17 protein-coding genes and 2 pseudogenes are annotated in these 26,399 nt (G+C 42.0%); 14 read left to right on the top strand and 5 right to left on the bottom strand.

Annotation, left to right across the window (positions count from 1 at the left end; all coding sequences use genetic code 11):
- Positions 1 to 111 precede the first annotated feature (111 nt).
- Positions 112 to 1,596, bottom strand: a complete 1,485-nt coding sequence (locus tag PRIP_RS06680; RefSeq protein WP_036100276.1) for an aldehyde dehydrogenase family protein — start codon at positions 1,594 to 1,596, stop codon at positions 112 to 114.
- A gap of 240 nt (positions 1,597 to 1,836) precedes the next feature.
- Here PRIP_RS06680 and PRIP_RS06675 point away from each other — a divergent pair, with 240 nt between their 5' ends.
- The gene (locus tag PRIP_RS06675) at positions 1,837 to 2,493 is read left to right on the top strand and encodes a HEAT repeat domain-containing protein (RefSeq protein WP_052008774.1); all 657 of its coding nucleotides are present in this window, start codon (positions 1,837 to 1,839) and stop codon (positions 2,491 to 2,493) included.
- Here the strand turns inward: PRIP_RS06675 and PRIP_RS06670 are convergent.
- Positions 2,490 to 2,882 carry an SMI1/KNR4 family protein gene (locus PRIP_RS06670; protein ID WP_036100274.1) on the bottom strand — a complete coding sequence of 131 codons (393 nt, stop codon included), beginning with the start codon at positions 2,880 to 2,882 and terminating at the stop codon, positions 2,490 to 2,492. The genes PRIP_RS06675 and PRIP_RS06670 overlap by 4 nt on opposite strands.
- Before the next feature lie 52 nt (positions 2,883 to 2,934).
- Here PRIP_RS06670 and PRIP_RS06665 point away from each other — a divergent pair, with 52 nt between their 5' ends.
- The 3 genes from PRIP_RS06665 (at position 2,935) to PRIP_RS06655 (ending at position 6,405) form a co-directional block, all read left to right on the top strand.
- Positions 2,935 to 3,741 (top strand): hypothetical protein, encoded by an 807-nt coding sequence (locus PRIP_RS06665; protein WP_036100273.1) that lies wholly within the window; start codon positions 2,935 to 2,937, stop codon positions 3,739 to 3,741.
- Positions 3,742 to 3,807: 66 nt separating this feature from the next.
- Complete coding sequence (locus PRIP_RS06660; protein ID WP_036100271.1) at positions 3,808 to 4,404, top strand: class I SAM-dependent methyltransferase; 597 nt, start codon at positions 3,808 to 3,810, stop codon at positions 4,402 to 4,404.
- A gap of 222 nt (positions 4,405 to 4,626) precedes the next feature.
- Positions 4,627 to 6,405 carry an EndoS/ChiA family endoglycosidase gene (locus PRIP_RS06655; protein WP_077912931.1) on the top strand — a complete coding sequence of 593 codons (1,779 nt, stop codon included), beginning with the start codon at positions 4,627 to 4,629 and terminating at the stop codon, positions 6,403 to 6,405.
- Between the two features lie 112 nt (positions 6,406 to 6,517).
- Here PRIP_RS06655 and PRIP_RS06650 read toward each other — a convergent pair.
- From PRIP_RS06650 to PRIP_RS06640, 3 genes and pseudogenes are all read right to left on the bottom strand, one after another.
- Positions 6,518 to 8,162 (bottom strand): annotated as a pseudogene (locus tag PRIP_RS06650) (sugar phosphorylase).
- 1 nt (position 8,163) lies between these two features.
- Positions 8,164 to 10,822, bottom strand: a pseudogene (locus PRIP_RS06645) (glycoside hydrolase family 38 N-terminal domain-containing protein).
- Between the two features lie 71 nt (positions 10,823 to 10,893).
- Positions 10,894 to 12,849, bottom strand: coding sequence for a fructose-specific PTS transporter subunit EIIC (locus PRIP_RS06640; protein ID WP_036100269.1), 1,956 nt, complete (start codon positions 12,847 to 12,849; stop codon positions 10,894 to 10,896).
- Positions 12,850 to 13,017: 168 nt separating this feature from the next.
- On the opposite strand from PRIP_RS06640, the gene PRIP_RS06635 reads away from it, so the two are divergent.
- The 10 genes from PRIP_RS06635 (at position 13,018) to PRIP_RS06590 (ending at position 26,399) form a co-directional block, all read left to right on the top strand.
- Positions 13,018 to 13,761, top strand: coding sequence for a MurR/RpiR family transcriptional regulator (locus tag PRIP_RS06635; protein WP_036100267.1), 744 nt, complete (start codon positions 13,018 to 13,020; stop codon positions 13,759 to 13,761).
- 432 nt (positions 13,762 to 14,193) lie between these two features.
- Positions 14,194 to 15,825, top strand: a complete 1,632-nt coding sequence (gene abc-f, locus PRIP_RS06630; protein ID WP_036100564.1) for a ribosomal protection-like ABC-F family protein — start codon at positions 14,194 to 14,196, stop codon at positions 15,823 to 15,825.
- A 285-nt stretch (positions 15,826 to 16,110) separates the two neighbouring features.
- Entirely contained in the window at positions 16,111 to 17,577 is a 1,467-nt protein-coding gene (guaB, locus tag PRIP_RS06625; RefSeq protein WP_036100265.1) for an IMP dehydrogenase, read from the top strand.
- Between the two features lie 465 nt (positions 17,578 to 18,042).
- Positions 18,043 to 20,853: a SpaA isopeptide-forming pilin-related protein gene (locus tag PRIP_RS17940; protein WP_052008773.1), complete on the top strand. Its 2,811-nt coding sequence runs from the start codon at positions 18,043 to 18,045 to the stop codon at positions 20,851 to 20,853.
- Positions 20,854 to 21,049: 196 nt separating this feature from the next.
- Entirely contained in the window at positions 21,050 to 22,828 is a 1,779-nt protein-coding gene (gene recQ, locus PRIP_RS06615) for a DNA helicase RecQ (protein WP_036100264.1), read from the top strand.
- 202 nt (positions 22,829 to 23,030) lie between these two features.
- A complete protein-coding gene (locus PRIP_RS06610) occupies positions 23,031 to 24,044 on the top strand; it encodes a WxLIP family cell surface protein (protein ID WP_036100560.1) in 1,014 nt (337 codons plus the stop codon).
- A 113-nt stretch (positions 24,045 to 24,157) separates the two neighbouring features.
- The gene (locus PRIP_RS06605) at positions 24,158 to 24,454 is read left to right on the top strand and encodes an ArsR/SmtB family transcription factor (protein WP_036100262.1); all 297 of its coding nucleotides are present in this window, start codon (positions 24,158 to 24,160) and stop codon (positions 24,452 to 24,454) included.
- A gap of 15 nt (positions 24,455 to 24,469) precedes the next feature.
- On the top strand, positions 24,470 to 25,405 hold the full coding sequence (locus tag PRIP_RS06600) for an ABC transporter ATP-binding protein (protein WP_036100260.1): 936 nt from the start codon (positions 24,470 to 24,472) through the stop codon (positions 25,403 to 25,405).
- Complete coding sequence (locus PRIP_RS06595; RefSeq protein ID WP_036100259.1) at positions 25,398 to 26,168, top strand: ABC transporter permease; 771 nt, start codon at positions 25,398 to 25,400, stop codon at positions 26,166 to 26,168. Before PRIP_RS06600 ends, PRIP_RS06595 begins: the two co-directional genes overlap by 8 nt.
- Positions 26,169 to 26,183: 15 nt before the next feature.
- The gene (locus PRIP_RS06590; protein ID WP_149023776.1) at positions 26,184 to 26,399 is read left to right on the top strand and encodes a hypothetical protein; all 216 of its coding nucleotides are present in this window, start codon (positions 26,184 to 26,186) and stop codon (positions 26,397 to 26,399) included.

The following is a 26,399-nucleotide window of genomic DNA, read 5'->3' as shown; positions in this document are numbered from 1 at the left end:
GATTTTTGGTCTAACTTTTGAGGTGCACATCAAATACAAGATACCTGCTTTTTATTGCATAGTTTTTTCTTCAACTGCTCTAAGTAACAAGATTTCTCTGGTGGCGCTATATTAGTCTAAATTCACCCAAATACTTTTTACTTCCGTGTAATTATTCAATGCGTAAGATCCCATTTCACGGCCAATTCCAGATTCTTTGTATCCGCCAAATGGTGAAGCAGCATCGAAAGCATTATAGCAATTTATCCAAACAGTTCCGGCTTTCAATTTCTCGGCAACGCTATGAGCAGTCCGTACATTCTCTGTCCAAATTCCAGCTGCTAGTCCGTAATCTGTTGCATTAGAGCGCGTGATAACTTCGTCTACTGTATCGAAGGGTAATACTGCCACGACTGGGCCGAAAATTTCTTCTTTGGCAATGGTCATATCGTCGGTTACATCAGTTAAAATAGTTGGTTCTACAAAATAGCCTTTTTCAAAAGGAGCAGATCCCCCAGTTAGGACAGTTGCCCCTTCACTTTGACCTAATGCGATATAATTTAATACGCGTTCTTGTTGTTTCTTAGATACTAAAGGTCCCATAGTAGTTTCAGGATCTAAACCAGGGCCTTGTTTTATCTGTTTTGCTTGTGTTACGAGTTCAGAAACGACTTTATCAAAAATACTTCTATGCACAAAAAGACGTGAGCCTGCACAACAAACTTGACCTTGATTAAACATAATTCCGCTTAGTGCACCAGGAATAGCGCGAGATAGGTCAGCATCAGGGAAAATAATATTCGGTGATTTCCCACCTAGTTCAAGTGTCACGCGCTTGAGTGCATCGGAAGCTTGGCTCATAATGTGTTTTCCGACTTTAGTAGAACCTGTGAAGGCTATTTTATCGATATCTGGATGTGCGACAAGTTCTTCGCCAGTTGCAGCGGCGCCTGTGACAATATTTAAAACACCATCTGGAAATCCTGCTTCTTGAGCTAATTTGGCTAAATAAAGTGCCGACAGTGGCGTTTGCTCCGCTGGTTTAAGTACAACCGTACACCCAGTTGCCAAGGCTGCTCCAAGTTTCCAAGCGGCCATGAGTAGAGGGAAATTCCACGGAATAATTTGTCCGATGACGCCAATAGGCTCATGCCGTGTATAATTTAGAAATTCACCTGTTACAGGAATATTTTGGCCTGAAATTTTACCTGCCCAACCTGCATAGTAACGAAAATGTTCAATCGCCAAAGGAACATCGGCATTTCGTGTTTCTAAAATAGGTTTTCCATTATCCAAAGCCTCAAGTTGGGCCAATTCTTCTGCATTCTCTTCCATTAGTTCTACTAGTTTATTAATTATCTTCCCGCGTTCAGCGCCGCTTATTTTTGACCAGTCACCAACTTCAAAAGCGCGACGAGCAGCTTTTACTGCGTTATCAATATCAGTTTTTCCGCCTTCTTCAATCTGAGTAATCATTTCCCCTGTTGCGGGATTTAGCGTTTCAAATGTTTTGCCTGAAACAGAGGGCACCCATTTACCATCGATAAAAAGTTTTTGAGGTGCGTCCAAAAAGTCTAGTACTTTTTGGGATAGTGTTATATTTACTGTGTTCTCCATAAAATAGCCTCCTTTTATAAATTAGTGTTAGAAAAACTGAGAAGCTAGTCCTAACAATTTTAATGATAGCAATTTTCAGGCGAAATAGCTGTGACTAAAAAAAGAAATTTATGTTATTAAATAACATAAAGATAACGCTTTCCATTAGCTAAAAATTTTTATATTAGGTGGAATAAATAAGTGTGACAAAAGCATATCAAATTATTGAGAACACTCTCTTGTGTGATAAAGGAGGACAAAATGCCAAATAACATCCATCAAAATCTGTTAATAGCCTTCCAAAACGCGGATTTAGAAACCATCGATGCTCTACTAATCGAGCTAAACAATTCAGAGAAAGAAAAACAAATACTGCTAGAGTTCGTAGACTCCACCGACAGAGACGTCCAATCTTTCGTATATTCAAAACTGTACGATCATGATGGAAATGATGTCATCCAAGCGGCTGTCAAAGGCTTGCAAAACGAAGATGAAATCGTCAGAATTAGTGCAATCGAAATCATCGGCAAGCAACAAGTTTTTGAACAGTTGCCAGCTCTTATTAACAGTCTCACTGATTCAGACGAACTTGTTCGATGCTATGCCGCAGAAACAATCGTTTTGCTCGGGGCTGGCTTGAAAGACCAGCTCGTCATGCAAGCAAAAGCTGAACAAGACGAGGTAGCGCGCACGGGGCTTTATTACGCGCTTTATTCGCTAGGCGCGACTGAATACTTAACGGCACTTTTGGAGCTCCTAGACAGCGAATCACACGTCGTGGTTATACGAACCATTCACCATCTGATGGACATCATGAACGCGGCTAACAAAGATGCCATTTTATCAGCACTTCACAACTTGAAAAACCGGGAACTTCCAGTCTCGATAAAAGAGGTTTTGAATGAATATCTAGACTAAGCTACGCGTTCAATAAATGCCTTCAAGTCGTTCGCAATCACCTCGGCAGAATCCTGTTCATGGTTTTGATAGTAAACTTGAGGCTGGCCACTCCTCATACACAAAAAATCACCAGTTCCATCTTCCGCAATCACAACAAAAGCTTCAGGTAACCCAGATTCCCGCGCGATTTTCGTATTTCTCACAATATCATCAAATGTTTTTCGCAAATTCCGCTTATCTTTCACAGGATAAAACAGCCACTCGCCAAATTCAGGTGCATTCACCAGCTGAAAAAGCTCTTTATATTGTGAATCAAGCTGAACACCCAGAAGCTGCTCGGCGTCCACCAAATCTTGAGGCAAAACACCAGTTTTACAAGTAACACTTAAATCAGCATATTTTTTCATTTTCAACATCCTTTCAGTGATACAACGATTTTACCATAAGGAGTGAGTACAATTGAACATGAATCAAATTCAACTAACGCAATCGCAATTCTACATACATAGCCCAAATGGCGGTTTTGTAGCTACTTATACTATCCAAAATGAGAAAATTAACATATCATTTGGAAATCAGAATCTCTCTTTGGCATATATATTTGACTATCCTCAACTCAAAATATACAATGCTATTCTGACTGAGAATAACGAGGTGTATCTAATTATTGATGGGTTTTCAGAAACGGAAACGCTGGCAATTCTTTTTTTGAGCGAAACGGCTTGTGCGCGCGATATAGTAGGGCATGGATTTACTGATTTTAAAGTCATTGATGGGCAAGCATACCTGCTTTATCATGAGGAAGGCTTGTTTCACGAGAACGGTGACAACGCTTTGAATGGCTACAGCAGGCATGTATTACTGAAATGGAATCCTGCGGAGAACAAGATGGAGCAAGTGCTGCCGGACATATTTCTCGAACTAATCGTAGATGCGAACTCGTTTTGTGCGGATGAAAAAGGGAACTTGTATATCTTTTATTATGGGGATTTTGAAGAGGAGTGCGGAAAATTTTGCTTGAAATATCAGATGCAAACGAAGCGAGGCGAATTTTATCCGGTTTCTGAGTATTATGGTGCTTCGTTCTACCAAAATAATCACTTATTCGCGTGGGATGGCAAAGGGATCGCCGAGTTTAATGAACAGTTGGAAAGGCTGGACTATTCGCTCATCGACACGGAAGGCTATACTGGAGTTAGCGCGGTGTATCATGAGATGGTTTTTATGAAGCGTGATTTCTGCGATGTTTACCGGCAACTCGCATAGCTTGCCAATCCCCGCCGTTTCACCTATAATGTTAACCTACTAAACAATAAAGGATGGGAACTAAATATGGAAGAAAATGTTTTCGAACGGATGGCAGAGAAGTATGATTCGCCGGATCGGATTGCGCTTGCGAATATTGTGGCGAACAGGGTGAAAGAGGAATTGCTTGATGCGGAAGACAAAACGCTGATTGACTACGGTAGCGGCACTGGTTTGGTTGGTTTGCAGCTTGCGGAACTTGTGAAATCTGCTACGCTCATAGATTCTTCTGAAAACATGGTCAAGATTATCCGTGAAAAAATCGCTAATCATCCTATCACGAATGTTGAAACATTGGTTGCTGATTTCACGACAGATACGCTAAATCTAAAAGCTGATATCATCGTCGTTTCGCTCGTTCTGCTCCATATTCCCGATACAAAAACGATTCTCAAAAGCCTCTACGAAACGCTGAACAAAGGCGGTCGGCTAATCATTATCGATTTCGAAAAAAATCCCAATGTTAGTCATCCAAAAGTACACAATGGCTTCGATTTTGAAGCATTAACGGCCTTGCTTACGGATACAGGTTTTGAGTCGACGGACATTCAAGTTTTCCACCATGGCAAGCAGGTTTTCATGAAGCAAGATGCATCACTTTTCATTGCGGTGAGTGAAAAATAATAGTCAAATAGGTTCTATGGTAAGCGCCAATATTGGTTGTTTACTCGGGAGCCTATTTTTTTATGAAACAATGGTTTGTATAGTTTTACCTTTAATTTGTCTATATAATCCAAATCTATCTATGTTAGAATAATTTTGAAAGCGCTTTTTTAGTGAGTTAACTCGAATAAACAGAGAATTTGGTGAAGGAAGTTTTAGAAAATGAGGAAAAGGGGTTTTTGCATGCGTAAAAAAAGCTTTATTGCCGCGATTGTTGTTGCTTTGTGTATCAGTTTGGTACCGATGTTTGCTTTGCCGTCGCGGGCTGTTCAGGCGGAGGAAAGCACGAATAAGAATTTCATGATTTATTATCGGGCTTGGCGGGATGTGGAGATGAAAGGGGTTAACACGAGTCTGCCGGACGAGAATTGGATTAGTATGAGTGATATTCCGTATGGGATAAACATTGTGAACGTGTTTAGTTATGTGCCACCTGGTCAGGAGGAGTTGGCAAAACCGTTTTTTGATAAGTTAAAAGCGGAATATGAGCCGGAATTGCATGCGCGGGGCGTGAAGTTGATTCGTGGTTTTGATTATTCGAAATTGCTGGCTATTCCTTATGCGGGGGATTTCCCGACGGAGCAGGAATTTGATAGTTATGCGAAGGCTTTGCTGGATGAGCTAATGATACCGTGGGGTTTGGATGGCTTGGATATCGATATGGAAACGTATCCAACTGCAGACGAGGTGAAGATTTCTGACGGTGTCGTGAAGGCGTTGTCGAAATATATTGGTCCAAAAGCCAACAATGGCACGCTCTTTTTGTATGACACGAATGCGCAAAATATGAATCCGTTCAAAAATGTGAGTGATAGTTTTGATTTGCTTGCGTATCAGCAGTATGGCAGTGGGCCGAGCAGGACGGAAATGGCGGCGAATGCTTATGCGCCGTACTTGCCGAAGTCGCAATTTTTGCCGGGGCTTACTTTTCCAGAGGAGCAGGATCGGAATCGGTGGTATGATACGCGGCTTCCGTATGAGGATTCGAACATTTATCAAGTCGCAAAGCATGTTCGGGAGAATGACTTGGCGGGAATGTTCTTGTACGCCTTCGATCGTGATGGAAAAACCTACAATGAGCCTGACATAAACAGTGTTTCACCTTCGAACCTTCTGTGGACAAAAACGGCGATTTTAGAAGTGAACGGTTATTTTGTTGATACTGCAAAAGCGTTGGCAAAACACCATTTACAGCGGATCAAGTACAGCAGAAATCTGACGAGTGAACAAGTAGTGGAAGTGGAAAGTGCTATCGATAAGGCGACGAACTTGTATGAGGTGAATGTTGCGATTCTAGGTGCGAATTTCGAAACAGCGCTAAACCCAAGCTACGACCCAATTTTAGAGCAAAAACTAACATCGATTTACCTCACATCAGCATTCAGCGCGCTCGACGAAGCTAACGCGATTCTATCTAAAGTCAAAACGAGCCCTGCGGACATCGAGGCATTGAAAAACACCAAGGAAGCTTTAGAAAACCTTATTGGCGGGAAGAAGTATTCGGAATCTGAAGTGAATCAAGCCGTGGAGGAACTTTTAAACAGCATCGCGGCTGTTCCAAAACCAGTGACAGTGAGCTATCAAGACGCTGATGGACAAAAACTAACGGAGGATGTGCAACTTACGGGCAAATTTGGAGGTAGCTATAAAGCACCGCAAAAAGATATTCCGAATTATACATTGCAAGAAGTGAAGGGGCTAGAGCGTGGCACGTTTACGGAAACAGGACAAAGCGTTACGTATATTTATGCGAAACCCGTACCGAAACCAGCGCCGGCCGTTGACAATGATCAGCCCGCCGTTGAAGAAGTAAAAGCAAAGCCAGCACCAGTAGTGAAAAATACAGAAGAGACTTCAAAACTTCCACAAACAGGGGATAAAGCTTCGAGTGAATGGCCTGTAGTTGTTGGAGCATTGGCGATTTTGACATCGCTTGTTGTGTTGCGTAGAAAAGGTATGTAAAGCAAATAGGTTCTACAGTAGTAAGCTTGGCTGTTACTGTAGAACCTATTTTAATGCCAATTTGTGAATTTTAGCATCTCTAGTTCGCAACAAGATGTGATTTGAGTCTTTTTCAGTCCTGTAATATCCATAAAACTTCGTAAGGTGAAAGCATTACTTTGCCAGAAACCCGCTGTTCATTGAGCAGGTTCACACCGTTTAACGGAATTTCTTTCGTGATTTCATCGCAGGTAACATTAATAATTCCGTAAATGCATTCGTCTGCTGATTTTCTTCGCAAAGCAAAAACTTCGGAACCTAGATTTAAGATTTCCTGCTTAGAAAATGGCGAAAATGCTGGATGTGCGCGCCTGATTTGAATCAAATTTGTTAATGATGTAAAGATTTTGTTGCGGTATGGGTCTGATTCAAGTTGGGACGTGAGCTGGTTAATTTCTAGTTTTTCACGGTTGATACGGCGGTTAATGCCTGATTTTTCGTAGCCAGCGATGTCGTTTTTGGAGCCTAGCAGGGAATGGTAGTAAATCGCTGGGACGCCTTGGAACATAAGTAAAATGCTATGTGCGGCGATGATTTTCTGGATGACGAGTTGGTCTGTTGTGTCTTCTTCAGGGTTCTTTAAGGCCTCGCCGTAGTTGATGTTGAGTTCGTAAACGGATTGTGTGCCGTCGGGATTGTCTTTATAGGAAATTTTGACCACCGTTTTGTACTGTTTTTTGAACCAGATTGTCGATTTCTTGCTCGGATAGCAGGCCAGTTGCTGGGCGCATGCCGATGCCGTCGTGGCTTGCTAGGAAGTTGAAATATGTCGCTGTTTCTGAAATCGGTGCGATGCTTTTTGCCCATTTGGAAAGCTGCTCGGAATTGTGGCAGGTCATTGTGTGCAAAACAAGGGGTGGTAACGGGAACTGGTAGACCATGTTGGCTTCGTTTTCGCCGTTTCCGAAGTAGCTAATATTCTCTTCGTGTGGCACATTTGTTTCGGTGATAATCTGCAAATTCGGATAGAGCTCGTCAATTAACAAACGCCAAAGTGAGATGATTTCATGGGTTTGTTCTAAGTGCATGCAAGTTGTGCCAGAAGTTTTCCACAAAAATCCGATGGCGTCTAGCCGAATACTCGTGGCACCTTGGGATGCATAAAATAGAAGCACGTCAGTCAAGGCGGCAAGGCAATCAATGTTTTGAACGTTCAAATCTACTTGGTCTTCGCTAAATGTTGTCCAAAGTTCTCTGCCATTTTCGTAGGTGTGGAATAGCGGGGAGGTTCTTGGACGGATAACGTTACGGTAGTCGAATGTCTCCTCTTTTTTAATGAAAAAATGGTCGTAGTGTTTGAACCAGTCGCTTGATTTTGAAATGTGATTAGCGACAAAATCCAGCATGACGCGAAAGTCTGTAGACATTGCTTGGACATCACTCCAGTCGCCAAGTTTTTCATCGATGGTTTTATAATCAGTTACCGAAAAGCCGTCATCGGATGTGTACGGGAAAATAGGCAAGAGATGGACATCGGTAATGGTGTCAGATGCGTGTTGGTTTAGAAATGCGTGTAGTGTTTGTAATGGTGCCTTGCCTTCTTCAAAAATGCTGTCGCCGTAAGCAATAAGGTAAATATTTTTTTCAGATATGGGCGCGATTGATTTTCTGGAAGCACCGATGTATGGCTGAATGCACAGGTCTATTTTTTTTAGATAGGATGGTTGATAGGCGTCTTGATAAATCTTTTTTAGTTTTGCTTCTAGTTCTGTACGCAATTTATTTTCCTCCTAGTAAAATTGTAACGAAGCCTTTTGGCGGAATGTGAATGGATTCGTCTTCGATTTTGGCGATTTTTTCTTTCGGCTAGTGAAACGAGCCAGCTGGAGTCGCTCAGTGAAGTGGTTAGGCGAACTTTTTCATCGTTTTCGGTTGGGTTAAATAGGCGGATGATAGTGCCTTCGCCGTCCCATGCTTGTTTGCAGGTGCTCATGAAGATGTTTGGGTTGTCGATTTCGAAAAGGGATGTGTGTGCTGGCAGTTGTTGTACGGGATAATCAATCTCGAAACGCTCTAACCGTTCTTCAAATGTATTTAGTGACTGCAACTGATATGTCGCGATATGGCCTTCAAAAGCGTTGGACTGTGCGAAAAGATCGCGTGCGTTCAGTGCCTTATCTTGCATGTAAACAGCGTATTCGAAAACCATTTCTTCAAGCATTTGCCCGTCCGGTGTTGGCACGGCTTTGTTATTGATACCTGAAGCTCGGCCAGGACGCCACATTAAATCGTCTTTTCCTAACAAACCGTTACTTCGGAAAAGGGTCAGAGCGATTTCCGCTGATGCTGGTAAAACTTCATATTCTTTCATACCACCAACGAGTAGCGCAACCGTTTTCTGGGATTCGGACACGGCGACAATGTTTTCTAGCGGATAAATCGGGACGGGTGCTTCAACAAATCCGTCTTCGCGCCAGTTGTTTAAATAAGGATTGGTCACGCTGCGTTTCATCAAGCTATAGCCTTGATCGGCATAAGAAAACTGAGGTTTTTCGACATTTGTTTTAATCAATGCTCTTACGCGGTGATCTTTGATATGATTATCAATTTTATGGCGAATACGAGCAAATTCCTCCCCATCAATTAACTCAATCTCTGTTAAAATTTCAAAGGCTTCTGTGCGGTTTTTCGCGATTCTAGCATCTAAATCTTTTGGAATCGTTGCAGTGTGTTTTAGGGTCATTTTGCTGTATAGATCGCTTTTTTCAACGGTTTGCAGATTGGTTGATGTGATATAAATCGTTTCGTCATCGGCGAGTGGTGAGAAGTCAAAGGAATCACCAGCGTCTGCCACATTTTCGAATTGAATAAGGTTTTTAATGTGATTCTGTGTTTTCTTATTCAAAAGATTGATTTTTCCATCATCAAATTGGACGCTAATATTGTCGTTTTCGATTTGAGATGTAGCAGTTGTAGCTAGGTAATTCATGGCTGCATCGGTTGGCTTAATTTGTACGGTTGTATATCCTAGTGCAGGGATCTCCTTGTTTTGTAAAAAAACTTCTGTGCGATAATAGGATGGGACGGCAACTTCTTTTTCACCGTTTGCAGTGACAATAATTTTGCGACCGCCATCAAGTTCTTCTTGGTGAACGACGCTAAATGGAACTTCCTCACCGTTTGCAGTCATTTTGAAGGTTTTTTCTGCGGTAAACACGACAAGTTTTGCGACGTTTTGCGCGACGATAGGGTTCGTATGAAATAATACTGCGATGTTTTCATTTTCCGAGTCATTGCTGATTGCTTTGGCGATTTGCTTTTTCAAAAGGTTAATGAGATCGTCTGTCATCCGCAGAGCGCTCGTAAGTCTGACCACAATGTCATGGTTCGCATCATCAGAATTGGAGGCACCGATACCGTTATGCGCGTGGCTATCAAAGAGTTTCTTCCAAATGATGTCCAGCCAAGGTTGCGGGTATTCAAGCCCAGCGTCTTTTGCGATAATTGCAAGCGGTTCTAAGATATTCACGATTTTGTTTTCGACGATGTAATTCAGTCGTTTTATATCGTAACGCTCGGAACGGCACGTATTGTGAATCCGCGATTTTTGACAAGCAAGCAGTTCGCCGCTAATTTCATTCGGGAAGGGATTGTTCGCCCATGCGTCCTTCATAAACGTTTCATAGTCAGAAAGCACAAATGTGTAGCCTAAATTCATCGCGTTCAGTTCTTCAATAATTTCAGGAAAGTCTTTGCGGACAAGCACTTGATCGCCGCCAGCCGGCAGAAGTAAGACATCCGTATGTGTATTCATCGCAGCAAGCTTATCTAAAATAGGCAAAAGTCGCGTCTCGACATAATTTTTCTCACTACTTAAAAATTTCCCAGGACCATACCCGAAGAAAATATTATTCGTTGGAATCGACTGATTATCCGGTGAAGTCCAGTTGAAGTGGAGGTCCGTTTTCACTTGGTCATTGTAAACGCCACGTTGGAAAATGCTGTGGGCCATGTTGAAAGACTTATAAATAGCAGGAAGATAAGCATGCTGGCCAAAAATATCAGGTGAGTAACCGATGCTCATACTATGTCCAAACGCCTCACCCATTTTGTAGCCATAAAGCAAGTTGCGAATAACTGCTTCTGTTTTTACTAGGAGAGAATCGGTTTGAGTGTACCAAGGACCAACAAATAGTTTGCGGTCTTGGATGAGCTTTTCCACGCGTGCTTTATTTTGCGGACGGATGTCTAAATATCTCTCTATCACAGACATTTGACCGTCGAAGGAGTAACTCGTGAACGATTCTTTTGTTTCTAAAACGTCGAGTAGATAATCCAGATTTCGAATTAATAAAATATTGGAATCTTCAATCGTAAAATACCATTCGTGATCCCAATGAGAGTGTGCCACAACGTGAACTATTTTGTTTTTATTCATCATACCTAACCTCTTTCAAGTTGCAGACGCCGCGGATGTAGACCTAGCGTCTGCTTGCTTTTTTTTTCGATTTACTTGTTTTTCTTTTCTTTTCTGCGTATTAAAGCGTAACGAACGAAAATGTTGGCAAAAGTTATAAAGGCAATACCGACGATGAGACCAATCGCATACGCCCAGAAGTTCTCAACAAGTGGCCAACCCCAGATGGCTGGAAGTGGAAGCCATTGAACGGCGCCGAGAGATACAGCTGTTACCGCCCCGAGAGATGCCCCGATCATATTAATCGGAATCGTGATAAGCGGATTTTGTAGCATAAATGGAATCGCACCTTCTCCAATAGCGATAAAACCAAGGAAAATAGAAGTTGTACCTGCTACACGTAAATTAGCATCGAACACACGGCGTTTCACTATATATTTGTCTAAAACAGTAGCCAAGCCAATACCGATTGGTGGGATAACAATGGCTAAAACACGAGCTGTTAGCGGGAAAATACCGTCTGCTGCAAGGCCAATCGCAATAGCCCCAGCAGCCTTGTTGACTGGTCCGCCTAAATCAAACGCTGTGAGACAGGCAATGATAGTGGAAAGTACAACATCACTAGCGTTCTTGTTTTGAATAATAAGATCTTGTAGCCAAGCATTTAAGCCACCAAACACAGGATCAACTACGTAATAATTAGCGAAGAAAATGACAAGAACGGTTATTCCTGGAATGAGAAACATCGGTTTCATGGCTTGCAAATTTTTGTGCAGGTGGATTTTTTCGTTTAGGAATTTGGCAACGAATCCAGCAACAATACCGAGAATCAAAGCTCCAAAAAAACCAGACGGAATTCCGCCATCAACGCTCCAAAAGGTGTAGTGCAACCCAGCGGCAAAAGCTCCGCCGATAAAACCAGGGGCAAGGCCAGGACGATCCGCAATAGAATAAGCTAGGAAGGCCGCAAAAACAGGATACATGAATTTCATAATCATATTTCCGTATAGACCGAGATAATGGAAAATAACAACGAGATGGTTAGAGTTAGTTGCAAATTCTGGATTCGCAATGACTTTTTGCAGACCAAACGCTGCTGCGCCAAGTTGGGCGATTCCAATCATCAAACCTCCAGCAACGATAACGGGAAGCATGTACGAAATCCCCGTGAGAACCCCACGATAAATTTGCGAGAAGAAGCTGCTTTTGCCACTGTCAGAAGAGGTTCCGCCATTGTCATCAGCGCTAACACGACCATCAGGTTTGCTTAATACGGTTTCAATCATTTCCTTCCCATTTCGAAGTGGATCGGCAACACGCCGTTGAATAAAAGGCATGCCGTTAAAGCGATGCTTGTCTTTTGCCGCAATATCTGTCGCAAAAATAACAGCCTCCGCACCTTGCAAAACTTCGGGCGTAATGCGATTTTCAATGCCGTTCGCGCCTTGTTTTTCGACAATGACTTGGATGCCGAGTTCTTTTCCTGCTTGTTCGAGGGCTTCTGCGGCCATATATGTGTGAGCAATACCCGCCGCGCAGGCTGTAATCGCAACGATTTTTCTGGAATATTGTTGTTCTGTACTTTCTTTTTGTGCACTATCTAGGACGTTCATAAATTCAGTGACACTCGTGGCTTGTTGGATGCTTGTTATAAATGATTCGTCAAGTAACCGCTTACTTAATTCTGCTAAAAGTTCTAAGTGTGTAGATCCAGCCTCCGCTTCCGGGATGGCAAGCAAGAAGATGTATTTCACTTTGTTTGTGGGATCAATACTTTTCCAGTTTTCGATAGGCTGGTTTAACCGTGCAAAAGCAAACGTGGCTTTTTGGACGGCTTTCGATTTACCATGTGGAATTGCAAAACCTTTTTCTAAGCCTGTTTCAGAGATATTTTCACGTTCTAAAACCGCTTTTTTGAATTCTACTTTATCATTTACAGCTCCTTGCTTATACAAAGCATCAATTAAAGCATCGAAAACTTCTTCTTTCATACGCCAGTCTTGATTTAAAAAGACGAGTTGTTCCGATGTTATTTGGCTTAATTTCAACGCTATCCGCTCCTTTATTTGTAATCGTTTACCTAGGTTGCTTTTACTATAGCATATTTTATTTTTTATAAAAGTACGAAAAACGTATAATTGTACGGCAGATGTATCCGTTTTCTTTCAATTCATGTATACTAAGTTGTAGGGAATTGAATATATGGAGGGGAAATCATGTCGTCCATCTCGCTTTATCGTTTATTTGCAAAGAAAATAGAGCTTTTAAGCCCAGCAGAAAAACAAGTTTTTTTCTATATTGATAATCATATTTCAGATGTTGAGAAGATGACACTCGTCTCACTTGCTGAAACAACGAATGTTAGTACTACCACCGTGATTCGAATGTGCCACAAACTCAAGCTATCAGGTTTTTCCGAACTTAAATTTTTACTGCAACCTTCGAAAACGGGACCAGAAAGTCATTCAGAAGACTACGCGATGACTTTTTTAGAAACGATTCGTTCGGGTGTAGGCCAGCTTCCGAGGAAAGAAATTGAGCAGTTGGCTACACGAATCGTCTATGCGTCTAAGATTTATATTGCTTGTCTTGGTATGACAAAAACCCTCGGTGAATATTTTTCCAAAAGCCTTGTGACATCTAAGAAGAATGTGGTATTTACGTACGATTCTTTTATTATTGATATTCTTCCTCAAATTGTGGAGAGAGATGATTTAATTATTATCATTTCAGAGAGTGGCAATACAGCAAATACGCTGTCGCTGGCGGAACATTTGAAGTATAACCTGTCGAATGTGGTGGCAATAGTGAACAATCCGAACGCACTTATTTCTCAATATGTAGAAACAGTGATATACGCTTCGAGCGAGGAATTTGATGGAGATGTATTCAAACATCACCATGCCCCGCTATTAATTGTAATTGATTTGATTTTGAATATTTTTGAAAAGAAGAAGTAAGCGGTGGACAAATAGTTATAAACCTAGTATCATGAAATCATATTAGAAACGAAAAGAGGTGAGTAATCCATGAAATTCTCGATAGCGCGTTTGAAGTTAGTAAGCAATTTATGCAGTATCATCCGTGCCGTTTTTTCCATTATGTCAGTTACAGGGTACAAGTCTGCCCAATTTCAGTAACTGAATATCGGAAAATAAGAGAAGCATGGATTCCCACGTTGAAATAAAGAAGATAAGAAGCTTGGGCATTTGTCTCGAATTCTGAGTAAGGCGTTTTGTAACGTTTTATTTGCCAGGATACCGAGAAGTTGCTCAAGCTTTTTTGCTATACAAAAAAACATTGTTTCACGTGAAACATTAGTGAGTTAAAAGCTTGCGTGGCAATGTATTGCGGCTGAAATGCTTCTCGGATAATGAAGAGGAGTAGAAATGATGACGATTGTAGCTTTAAATAATGTAACGAAACGGTTTACAGGTGATTTGATTTTAGAAAAAATTAATTTGCAAGTGGAAGAGGGCGAGCGGATTGGTTTAATTGGGCGCAATGGCGAAGGTAAAAGTACGATTTTGAAGATTATCGCACGGCTTGAGACAGTGGATGATGGGATTGTTTCTGTGAAAAGAAGCGCGACAGTAGGCTTATTAAATCAAATGCCCAACATGTTGGGAAATGCTGTTGTTCGCGATTATTTACGGACCGCATTTGCCAATGTGCTGGCTTTACAGGTGGAATTAACTGAGCTTGAGCAGCGAATGACGACGGATATGAGCGAGCGACTGTTGACACAATATGGCGAGAAACAGGCGCGGTTCATTGATTTAGGTGGTTATAATTTAGATACAAATATGGATAAAATTTTGCATGGGCTAGGAATTTCGCATTTAGCTAAGAAGTCTTGGGAACAGCTTAGTGGTGGGGAGCGAACGAAGGTATCGCTTGCCAAAATGTTGTTAGAAGAGCCTGATTTGTTGTTACTGGATGAGCCAACGAATCATTTGGATTTACAAGCCGTGGATTGGTTGACACAGTTTTTGCGAGCGTATAAAGGGACGGTTCTTGTGGTATCGCATGATCGCTACTTTTTAGATGAGGTCGTGCAAAAAATTGTGGAGCTAGAAAACAAGGAATTGATTACGTACCATACAAATTTCTCAGGTTATTTAGTAGAGCGAGAAGAACGGCTGCTGAAGGAGTTCCACGATTACAAGGACCAACAAAAGAAAATTAAGAAGATGCAGCAAGCGATAAAAAGGCTGCGTCAATGGGCGATGGAGGCAAATCCACCGAATGATGCATTGTTTCGACGTGCAAAAAATATGGAGAAGGCGCTAGCCCGCATTGATGTACTGAAAAAACCAGCATTGGAACAGAAAAATATGCGTTTAGAGTTTGAAGAATCGAAGCGTAGTGGGGAAGATGTCGTGATTTTTGATGCGGTCTGGAAGAAGTTCGGGGATCGTGTTTTGTTTGATGGGGTTGATTGTCATATAAGGCAGAAAGAGCGGGTTGCGATTGTCGGCAATAATGGCGCGGGAAAATCGACGTTTCTCAAGATGATACTAGGTGAGGTGACCCCAGATGTTGGAACGGTGCATGTTGGGCCGAGTGTGGACATTGCTTACTTGTCGCAACATATGGATGTGGGTGATGAGAATCAGACAGTGTTGGAGGCATTTCGCGATAAGGTTGCTGTTGTTGAAGGCGACGCGAGGAATATGCTAGCAACGTTCTTATTCTATGGTGAGATGGTGTTCCGAAAAGTGGCTAACTTGAGTGGTGGAGAGCGTATGCGGCTTAGTTTGGCGCAGTTTATGAATCAGCCAGTAAATACGTTGCTACTGGATGAACCGACAAACCATTTGGATATTGCGTCACGAGAAGTGTTAGAAGAAGCGTTACGTAATTTTGAGGGAACGATTATTACAATTTCGCATGACCGTTTTTTCATGAATCAGATTTGTAATCGCACACTCTGGCTGGAAAATGGAGAAATAGTGTCGTATGGCGGGAATTATTCCTACGCATCGAAAAAACGAAAAGCAATTGTTTCACGTGAAACATAAGGTCTATATACCTATTAGTGAAACAATATAAAAAGGGAGGCAAACTCCTTTCATATCAAAATATAACTATGTATTTATGCATGATAGTGTAAAAGTCAAATTCGTTCAGAAAAAACTGATAATTATCGAACTCTTGACATAAGCTGATATTTCTTGTAGCATTTATACAATTAGCAAAATCTATCGGCGAATCAGGCGATGATTTCGGAGTAGTTTTTTCTATGATAAAAGAGTTCCGGAGTTTCGAATGTGATGCCAAATTAAATTTAAGGAGTGTTGCGACCCATGTGGGAGACTAAGTTTGCAAAAGAAGGTCTTACTTTTGATGATGTATTGTTGGTACCGGCTAAATCGGATGTACTGCCAAATGAAGTAAGTTTGAAAGTGGAAATGACGCCAACACTTAAGTTGAATGTGCCGATTTTCAGTGCAGGTATGGATACAATTACGGAGGCGAAAATGGCGATTGCGATTGCGCGCCAAGGCGGTATCGGGGTTATCCATAAGAACATGACAGCAGATCAACAAGCAGAAGAGATTGAGAAGGTGAAACGTTCGGAAAGTGGTGTTATCATCGATCCCTTCTATTTAACGCCAGATCATAAAGTATTAGACGCGGAGCATTTGATGGCGAAGTACCGTATTTCAGGTGTGCCGATTGTCAATAATGAAGAAGATCGAATTCTCGTTGGGATTTTGACCAATCGTGATTTGCGTTTTATTACAGACTATTCGATTGTGATTTCGGATGTGATGACGAAAGATAATCTTGTCACTGCGCCAGTTGGTACGACCTTAAAGCAAGCTGAGAACATCCTACAAAAGCACCGTATTGAAAAGCTTCCAATTGTGGACGATAACGGTGTTTTAAAAGGTCTCATTACAATTAAAGATATTGAAAAAGTGATAGAATTCCCGAATTCAGCGAAAGATTCTCACGGTCGTCTGCTTGTTGCAGCGGCGGTTGGCGTGACACATGATACGCTATATCGTGCGGAGAAACTGATTAAAGCTGGTACGGATGCTATCGTAATTGATACGGCACACGGGCATTCTCAAGGTGTTTTAAATAAAATTGCCGAAATTCGTGCGGCATTCCCAGAGGTCAATATCGTGGCCGGAAATGTGGCGACGGCAGCAGCTACGCGTGAACTCTTTGATGTTGGAGTAGATATTGTAAAAGTTGGTATTGGGCCTGGTTCGATTTGTACAACACGTGTTGTTGCTGGTGTTGGTGTTCCTCAAATTACAGCGATTTATGATTGCGCGACAGTGGCTCGCGAATATGGCAAGACGATTATTGCAGATGGTGGAATCAAGTATTCTGGAGATATTGTGAAGGCAATTGCTTCTGGCGGTCACGCGGTTATGCTCGGTAGTATGTTTGCTGGAACAGACGAAAGTCCTGGCGAAACAGAGATTTTCCAAGGCCGCCGTTTCAAAACGTATCGTGGTATGGGAAGCTTGGCTGCAATGGAGAAAGGCTCTAAAGATCGTTATTTCCAAGCAGACGCGAAGAAGCTAGTTCCAGAAGGTATCGAGGGTCGTGTTCCTTACAAAGGTTCCGTTGCTGACGTGCTTTTCCAACTAATCGGTGGAATTCGTTCTGGTATGGGTTACTGCGGTTCACCTGATTTACGCCATTTACGCGAAGAAGCACAGTTCATTCGTATGACTGGTGCAGGTTTACGTGAGTCACATCCACATGATGTACAAATTACAAAAGAAGCGCCAAACTATAGTATTTCCTAAAATAAAGTGAGACTGTTTACACTACGGTGTAGGCAGTTTTTTTTGTCCAATCATAAAATTCATAATTTCGACAAACAATAGCATATAAAAGTATACGAAATGTAAGAAATTTTAGCATATTTTATCCTAATACATTATGTAAAAGGGATTTTTTTATATAGTTAACAGATTATTCACTCGCAAAAACAATATCGATGTATAAAAAATCACTTTTTTCGGCTGGATAACTATAGAATTTAACTGTTTTTGGAATAAAATACAGAGTCTGAGATACCTAGTAAATACCTTCTTTGCAACATTAATTCGGGTGTGATAGAATTTGAAATCGTAAAAGAAAAATACCAAAAATAAGAAAATCATTAAGGAGGCGCCATAATTTCTTCTGTGTATAAATATAAGTAATGATTTATATTTAACGCGTATAAAACGATTCTATCAATAATATAAAAGACGGGGAGACAAGTAATGAAAAATAAACAAAAATACTTAATCGTGTTGATGACTTTAGTAATGATTTTACAGTTGGTTAGTTCGGCGATTATTTCGCCAAAAGTTGCTGCTGCAGCTAATTCTACAGATAGTATTAAAACATCGATTTCAGTGCCGACAGGTGAAATTACAAATCGTGAGAGCGTGACGTTGCAAATCAATATTTCAGGAAGTGCGGGTGCTTTTACAGCGTCTAACGGGGACGTGAAAGTGACTGTTCCTAAAGATATTGTGTATGATGCTTCTGATTTCACGACGAAATTGGTCGTTCCGTTACCTTTTAAACTGGAAAATGTGACGACAGATTCAGATAACTATGTACTAACTTTTTCTATAGACACTTCAATGATTGATTCGAATGATGCTTTTAACGGTGTTTTCCAAGTGAAATTTGGTGCACCGATTTTGACCATTGGTGATGCGCATCATGACACGCAAACTTTTACAGTAGCTTATGCAGGGAAAAGTGATGCAGTGACTGTCGATGTTGTGAAGAAGACACCAATCGTTAAATCCGTTTTTGATAAATGGTATAAAGGTGACTTAGATGAGAACAATGTAGCGATTTTAAATACGAAAACGCCTACGAATAATAGATTTCAGTTAGTTGTGAATTATAGACAATCGCAACTAAATAATGTTGTTGTGTCGGACACGTTGCCAGAAGGTACATCATTAATTGCCTCTAACCCGAACTCGGCCATTACTGGAGATCGAATGACGGTAGACAATATTCGTATCTTGAAGGCGAAGACATTTGACGCGGACGGCACTGCTACTAGCTTTGAATATGTGACGGATAAGTTTGCAGATAAAATTAGTTATGATGCTAGTACGCGACATTTTGAAGTAGCTTTAGGAGATATGGCACCTACGGATACTTATTTTATTGAGTATGCTTTGGATGTAGATGATGTGAATATGGGCGACCAAGCTAATACGGCGACTTTCACGTCTTCAAATATGGCTACGATTACGAAGGTTTTCCCAGTGAAAGTGAGCGATTACTACGGAACTAGCTATGTTCTAAGCAAGAGCGTGGATAAGCAAGTAATTAACTATGATGAAAATACATTGACATACACGCTAAAATTGACGTTGCTTGATGGCGCGGATATTCCTGCAGGCACGGTGATTACAGACCCGCTTGATTCGAAAATTCATGTGACATCGATTCTTGATTATGACAAAACGCGTTTCGATATTAAAGTCGAAGATAGCAAAGTGACGATTACGACGCTGGTTGATATTGTTAAAGACGATTCGGTGCAGTGGAGCTTCCAAGCCAATGTAGAGCAATTGAAAGTTGGCGAAAGCTTGCCGAACTCGGCATACATGGAAGTGTATAACAATACGATTCAGTCTAACTCGGTGACGACTAAGAAATATGACGGCCGTGTGGAGATTGTGAAGACGGATAATTTCGGGAAACCTGTTGCGGGTGCGCAATATCAAGTGAAAGATAGTACGGGTGCTGTTGTTTTCCAAGGTACGACGGATGCGGACGGTAAACTAGTGACGAGTGCGATGAATTTAGGAACGTACACGGTGACGGAAGTTGTGGCACCGGAAGGGTATGTTTTGGATAGCACACCGATTACTGTGGCGGTAACGGACAGTGATACGACGCCGATTGTGACGCAGACGGTGAATAAACTGCAAACGGGTTCGGTCGAGTTAACGAAAGTGGATAGCGCGAATCATGATATTTTATTAGAAGGTGCTACGTTTAGCCTTTTAGACAATACGGGAGCTGTTTTACAGACCGGTTTGACGACAGACAAGGATGGTAAATTAATTGTTTCGGACTTGAAACCAGGGAAGTATAGCTTAGTTGAGACGGCAGCGCCAGAAGGCTATATGTTGGATGAGACGCCGGTTGCTTTTGAGATTGTGAAGGGTGCGAATACGACGCCAGTTCGTGTGGAGAAAGCTAATACGTTGAAAACGGGTGCGGTTGAGCTTACGAAAGTGGACAGTATGAACCATGATACGGTTTTAGAAGGAGCAGTTTTCAGTCTGCTAGATAATACGGGAGCTGTTTTGCAGAGTGGTTTGACGACGGATGCGGATGGTAAGTTGATTGTTTCGGACTTGAAACCAGGGAAGTATAGTCTGGTTGAGACGACAGCGCCAGAGGGCTATGTGCTAGATGAGACGCCAGTTACTTTTGAAATCGTAAAAGGTGCGAATACAGAGGCAGTTCGTTTAGAAAAAGAGAATACACTGAAAACAGGTTCGGTGGAATTGACGAAAGTGGACAGTGCAAATCATAATATTGTTTTAGAAGGAGCAGTTTTCAGCCTGCTAGATGATACAGGAGCTGTGCTGCAAAACGGTTTGACAACGGATGCGGATGGTAAGTTGGCTGTTTCGGACTTGAAACCAGGAACGTATAGTTTGGTCGAAACAGCGGCACCAGCCGGTTATGACTTAGATAGTTCGCCAGTTACTTTTGAAATTTTGAAGGGTGAGAATAGCGAGCCGGTTCGTGTGGAGAAGGAAAATACAATGACTCCTCAGCCAGTGCCACCGCTAGATCCGGTTAATCCAGTTACGCCTGTTGTTCCAATTGCCCCGGTAACGCCGATTAAACCGAATGACCCGAACAGTCCAGTGAAGCCAGTTACGCCGCCAGCTCCAGTGGTTCCTGCGGATGTAACACCAGTATCAGATAGCAATTTACCGGTTACTGGTGACGAACTTCCACTCGACTTTGTAGGTCTTGGTTTATTGCTTATCGCGATGGGCTCCTTATTCCTATATAGAACGAAGAAAACAAGATAAAACACGAGGGTATCAGTGAATGAATTTTTGCTGGTACTCTTTTTTGTTGCGAAATAGTGCTTGAAAATGATTTTTTGCTAGGTGGGAAGGTCTTAAAAAAACGTATTTGGCGAAAAGACTTCTTTTGTTTTGCGAAAAACGGTATACTGAAGAGATAGAAAATGTTTGTACGGGACATAAAGGTAGGTGTTGGTAAGTGATTGAGCAATATTGGAGCAGGTCACAGCAAGTTTTACAGGAGAGTTTCGGGTACTCGACGTTTCGGGATGGACAAGAGGACGTGTTGCGGAACTTATTTGCGCGTAAGGATACGTTAGCGATTATGCCAACGGGAGGCGGGAAGTCGCTTTGTTATCAGATTCCTGCACTTGTTTTTGATGGGTTGACGATTGTGGTTTCGCCGCTCATTTCATTGATGAAAGATCAGGTCGATGCGCTAAATGAGCAGGGGATTGCGGCGACTTATATTAATAGTACGTTGACGGGAAATGAGATTGATAATCGGCTCTGGGATGCGGAAAATGGGGCGGTAAAATTGCTTTATGTGGCTCCGGAACGTTTGGATACGGCAAGTTTTCAACGATTGGTAGATACGACGGATATTGCGTTGTTTGCCATTGATGAGGCGCATTGTATTTCACATTGGGGGCATGATTTCCGTCCGAGTTATTTGACGCTGTGCGATACGCTGGATCGGATTCATCCGCGTCCGTTGATTATTGCGTTAACGGCAACGGCGACGCCAACGGTCTCGGAAGATATTATGAAATTGCTCGATATTCATTCGGACAACATTGTGCAGACTGGTTTTGCGCGAGAGAATTTAGCATTTCAGGTTGTGAAAGGGCAAGATCGCGATCGTTATTTGCTCGATTATGTGAAAACAAACGGTGAACAGTCGGGAATCGTGTATGCGGCGACGCGTAAAGAGGTCGAGCGGCTATATGAGATGCTGACGAAGCAAGGGATTCCGACGGGGAAATATCATGGTGGGATGTCTGATAATCAGCGGAATGATTGGCAGGAGAAGTTTCTATATGATGATGTGCGTGTGATGGTTGCAACGAATGCGTTTGGTATGGGGATTAATAAGTCCAATGTGCGCTACGTGATTCATTATAATTTACCGCGAAATATTGAGGCGTACTATCAGGAAGCGGGACGTGCTGGGCGTGACGGTGTCGCAAGTGATTGTATTTTGCTTTTCGGCCCGCAAGACACGCATATTCAGCATTTCTTGATTGATCAGTCGGAAATGGATGAGGAACGCAAACAACATGAATATGCCAAACTACGTCAAATGGCGGGCTACGGCTACACGGAAATTTGTTTGCAGAAATACATTGTGCAATATTTCGGCGAGGAAGGCGAGAACTGTGGACGTTGCGGGAACTGCTTGGACACGCGGGAAGCGCAAGATATTACAGTCGAAGCCCAACAAGTTTTTTCATGTGTTAAACGAATGCAAGAACGGTTCGGCAAAGTGATGGTGGCCAAAGTTTTGACAGGCTCTAAAGACCAGAAGGTGCAGCAGTGGCATTTCGAGGAGCTTTCGACGCACGGCTTGATGAAGGACCGCTCGCAAAAAGATGTTTTGCAACTGATTGATTATTTGGCGGCTGAGAAGTATTTGAGCTACACGGACAGCCAATTCCCGTCGTTGAAACTGACAAATGAGGCGGTTGCAGTTTTGCGAGGGGAAGAGAAAGTGACGCGGAAAACCGCTCGTAAAGTTACGAAAGTGGCGATTAATGTTGATGAAGGCTTGTTCGGCGAATTGCGTGAGGTGCGCCGTGAATTGGCGTCCAGACACAAAGTACCGCCATATATCATCTTCTCCGATGAAACATTGCGTCAAATGTGCGAGTATTTACCGCAAGACGAAGACGCATTGCTTGAAATTAAAGGCGTCGGCATGAATAAATTAGAGAAGTACGGCGCGGAATTCTTAGCTGTATTGCAAGAACAGGCGTAAAGAAAAAGCAGTATTTGGGCGTGATTTAAACCCAGATACTGCTTTTATTGTTGTTATTTTGATTTAGGAGCCTTACGCATTAATTACAAAAAACAAGCTCATCTTTGTTTTTAAAATCGGATCTTCGGGTACTTGTAAATGAGGTATATAAACTTTTTAAAAGAGAGAATGGAGAGGAGTTGGGTTTTTTGTGAAGAAAATTATGTTACTTTTAGTATTGCCAATCGTTTTAATAGGGGTGTTATTTCACCCATTGAGCCCAGAAGCGGCCGCGAATTTTTCCGTAACGGCGGTTATTCCGAATAACCAAATAGATAAAACGAAAACCTATTTCGATTTGCGTATGAAGCCAGGCCAAAAGCAAAATTTAGCAGTTGTACTCAAAAATGATACAGATAAAGAAATCACTGTTGAAACAAATGCAAATACAGCAGTTACGAACGATAATGGGATTGTCGATTACAGCCAGACTGACCCGAAACTAGACAAATCTTTAAAAATACCATTTTCATCGATTGCAAAAACGGATGATGAAATTGTGCTTCCAAAAAACAGTAGCAAAATAGTAAAAGTCATCTTAACGATGCCTGCAGAATCTTTTGATGGCATCATTTTAGGCGGCTTGCAATTCATTGAAAAAGAAGGCGATGATGCGAAAAATGATAGCGGGGAAGGCGTGCAAATCAAGAACCGTTACGCATACGTAGTTGGTGTGCAACTATCGGAAAATGATACCGTCGTTGAACCGGACATGAAATTGCACGAAATCAAAGCGCAACAAATTAATTACCGCAACGCAGTGACAGCGAACCTGCAAAATCCAGAAGCGACACTCATAAAACCGCTTGCGATTGACGCGAAAGTTTACAAATCAGGCGACGACCAAGTGTTGCACCAAGCGAAACGTGATGGTTTGCGAATGGCGCCAAATTCCAATTTCAATTATGCGATTGATTGGGAAAACCAGCCACTAAAAGCCGGGAAATATCGTCTGAAAATGGTCGCAACATCCGGCGATAAAACGTGGAAATGGGACGAAGAATTCACCATTAAAGGCGATGACGCTAAGAAATACAATGAAACCGCAGTAGACCTTGAAAAGGACTACACTTGGTGGTACGTTGCCGGTGGGGCATTAGCAGTAATTTTACTTATTTTCTTAGCATTCTGGTTAGGAAAACGATCGAAAAAAGATAAGGACGAAGATGAGAAATAAGCAGGCGAAGAAGCTCTGAATTAGGGCTTCTTTTTTATTGTTCGACTTGTTGTTACATTTATGATAATCTATATTAAACATAGGTAGCCATTGATGTAAGAGGAGGAATGAAAATGGACTATGAAAGAACCTCATTGGTGCTTAAGGCTATGGCTGACCCTAAAAGAATGAAAATCATTGATCTTCTTTCGTCTGGTAGTTTGTGCGCGTGCGATGTGTTGAAGCACTTCGATTTCACACAACCAACTCTTTCGCATCATATGAAGGCATTGGAGAAAGCGGAAATAGTTTCGGTAACAAAACGAAGTCAATGGCACTATTACGCGCTACGGGAGGACTTTGTAAGTGATTTTATGGATTCCATGACCCAGCTACTTTCCAGTAATAAAGAACAGAATCAAACACAGTAAGGGGATAGTTATTAAATGACATATGCACTCGAAATAACAGACTTGAAAAAAAGATATGCAACAGGCGTTGAAGCATTACGCGGCATTAATTTAACAGTAGAAGAAGGCGATTTTTACGCATTACTCGGTCCAAACGGCGCCGGAAAATCAACAACAATTGGGATTATCACATCACTTGTCAACAAAACATCGGGTAAAGTAAAAGTTTTCGACTACGATATCGATACTGATTTAGTCCGCGCAAAACAACAAATTGGCTTGGTGCCTCAAGAATTCAACTTTAACCCATTCGAAACAGTCCAACAAATTGTCGTTAATCAGGCTGGCTACTACGGCGTTTCTCGTAAAGAAGCACTAAAACGTAGCGAAACATACTTAAAACAATCAAACCTGTGGGAAAAACGAGATGTTCGCGCACGAATGCTTTCAGGCGGGATGAAACGGCGATTGATGATTGCCCGGGCCTTGATGCATGAACCACGGTTACTTATTTTAGACGAACCAACAGCCGGCGTAGACATCGAACTAAGACGCGAAATGTGGGATTTCCTAAGAGAATTAAACATAAAAGGCACAACAATCATCCTAACGACCCACTACCTCGAAGAAGCCGAAATGCTTTGCCGCAACATCGGAATTATTCAATCTGGCGAACTTATTGAAAACACTAGCATGAAAGCACTTTTAGGGAAATTGCAGTTTGAGACATTCATCTTTGACCTCGCGCCATACAGCACAAAACCGGAGATTGCAGGATACAAATACGAATTTGAAGACGATCTAACGCTTGCCGTTGAAGTCGAGCGAAATCAAGGCGTCAACGAGCTTTTCGAACAGCTCACCAAACAGGGGATACAAGTTCTTTCGATGCGCAACAAGTCGAATCGTTTAGAAGAACTATTTTTGAAAATCACAGAAGACACACATCAAGTGGAGGGGAAAAATGTCTAATCTTTATTTCACGGCCTTAAAAAGCCTAGCAGTCAAAGAAACAAACCGGTACATGCGTATTTGGGTCCAAACGCTAGTACCGCCAGTTATCACAACAATGCTTTACTTTGTCATCTTCGGCAACCTAATCGGCAGTCGAATCGGGCAAGTAGGCGGATTCTCTTACATGGAATTCATCGTACCCGGACTGATCATGATGTCCGTTATCACAAGCTCGTATTCCAACGTAGCCTCCTCCTTCTTCTCGCAAAAATTCCAGAAAAATATTGAGGAACTACTGATTGCCCCAGTGCCAACACACGTTATCATTTGGGGATTCGTCATCGGTGGACTTGGCCGAGGTGTTCTCGTTGGTGCACTTGTCACCGTTGTTTCTCTATTCTTCGTACCACTTTACGTACACTCATGGCTAATCGTCGTTATTACATTGCTCATGACAGCCATTCTGTTCTCGTTAGCAGGTTTGCTAAACGGTCTTTTCGCGCGTTCCTTTGACGACGTGTCGATTATTCCGACCTTCGTTTTGCAGCCACTAACGTATCTTGGCGGAGTATTTTACGCCATTTCGATGTTACCACCATTTTGGCAAGCCGTTTCCAAAGTAAACCCGATTGTTTACATGGTTTCCGGATTCCGATACGGTTTTCTTGGCAAGACCGACATTCCCGTGATGGTTTCCATCGCGATTCTTGTTTTATTTAGCCTCGTGCTTTATATTGCTTGTTGGTATTTGATTGAGAGAGGCCGCGGGTTGAGAAGTTAGGATGAAAAGCCCCATTTGCGTTTTGGCGTAGGTGGGGTTTTTGTGGTTTTGTTTATGTTATATGTCCCGTTTTTTAGAAGACAATGCAATTATTTTCCTTGGTTTGATCGAGTCGGTGGAGGTATTCAATATTTCTCTGGAGAGACTAAAATACTCAATAAAAAGGGGCAACTTATTGATGCTACAGTTGAGAATTTGCTGGCCAATAATTATATTCGTCAAATAAAATAG

The organism is Paenilisteria riparia FSL S10-1204 (assembly GCF_000525995.1).
GTDB lineage: Bacteria > Bacillota > Bacilli > Lactobacillales > Listeriaceae > Listeria_A > Listeria_A riparia.
Note: the sequence above shows the minus strand (reverse complement) of the source record. Positions and strands in the feature narration are given on the sequence as shown.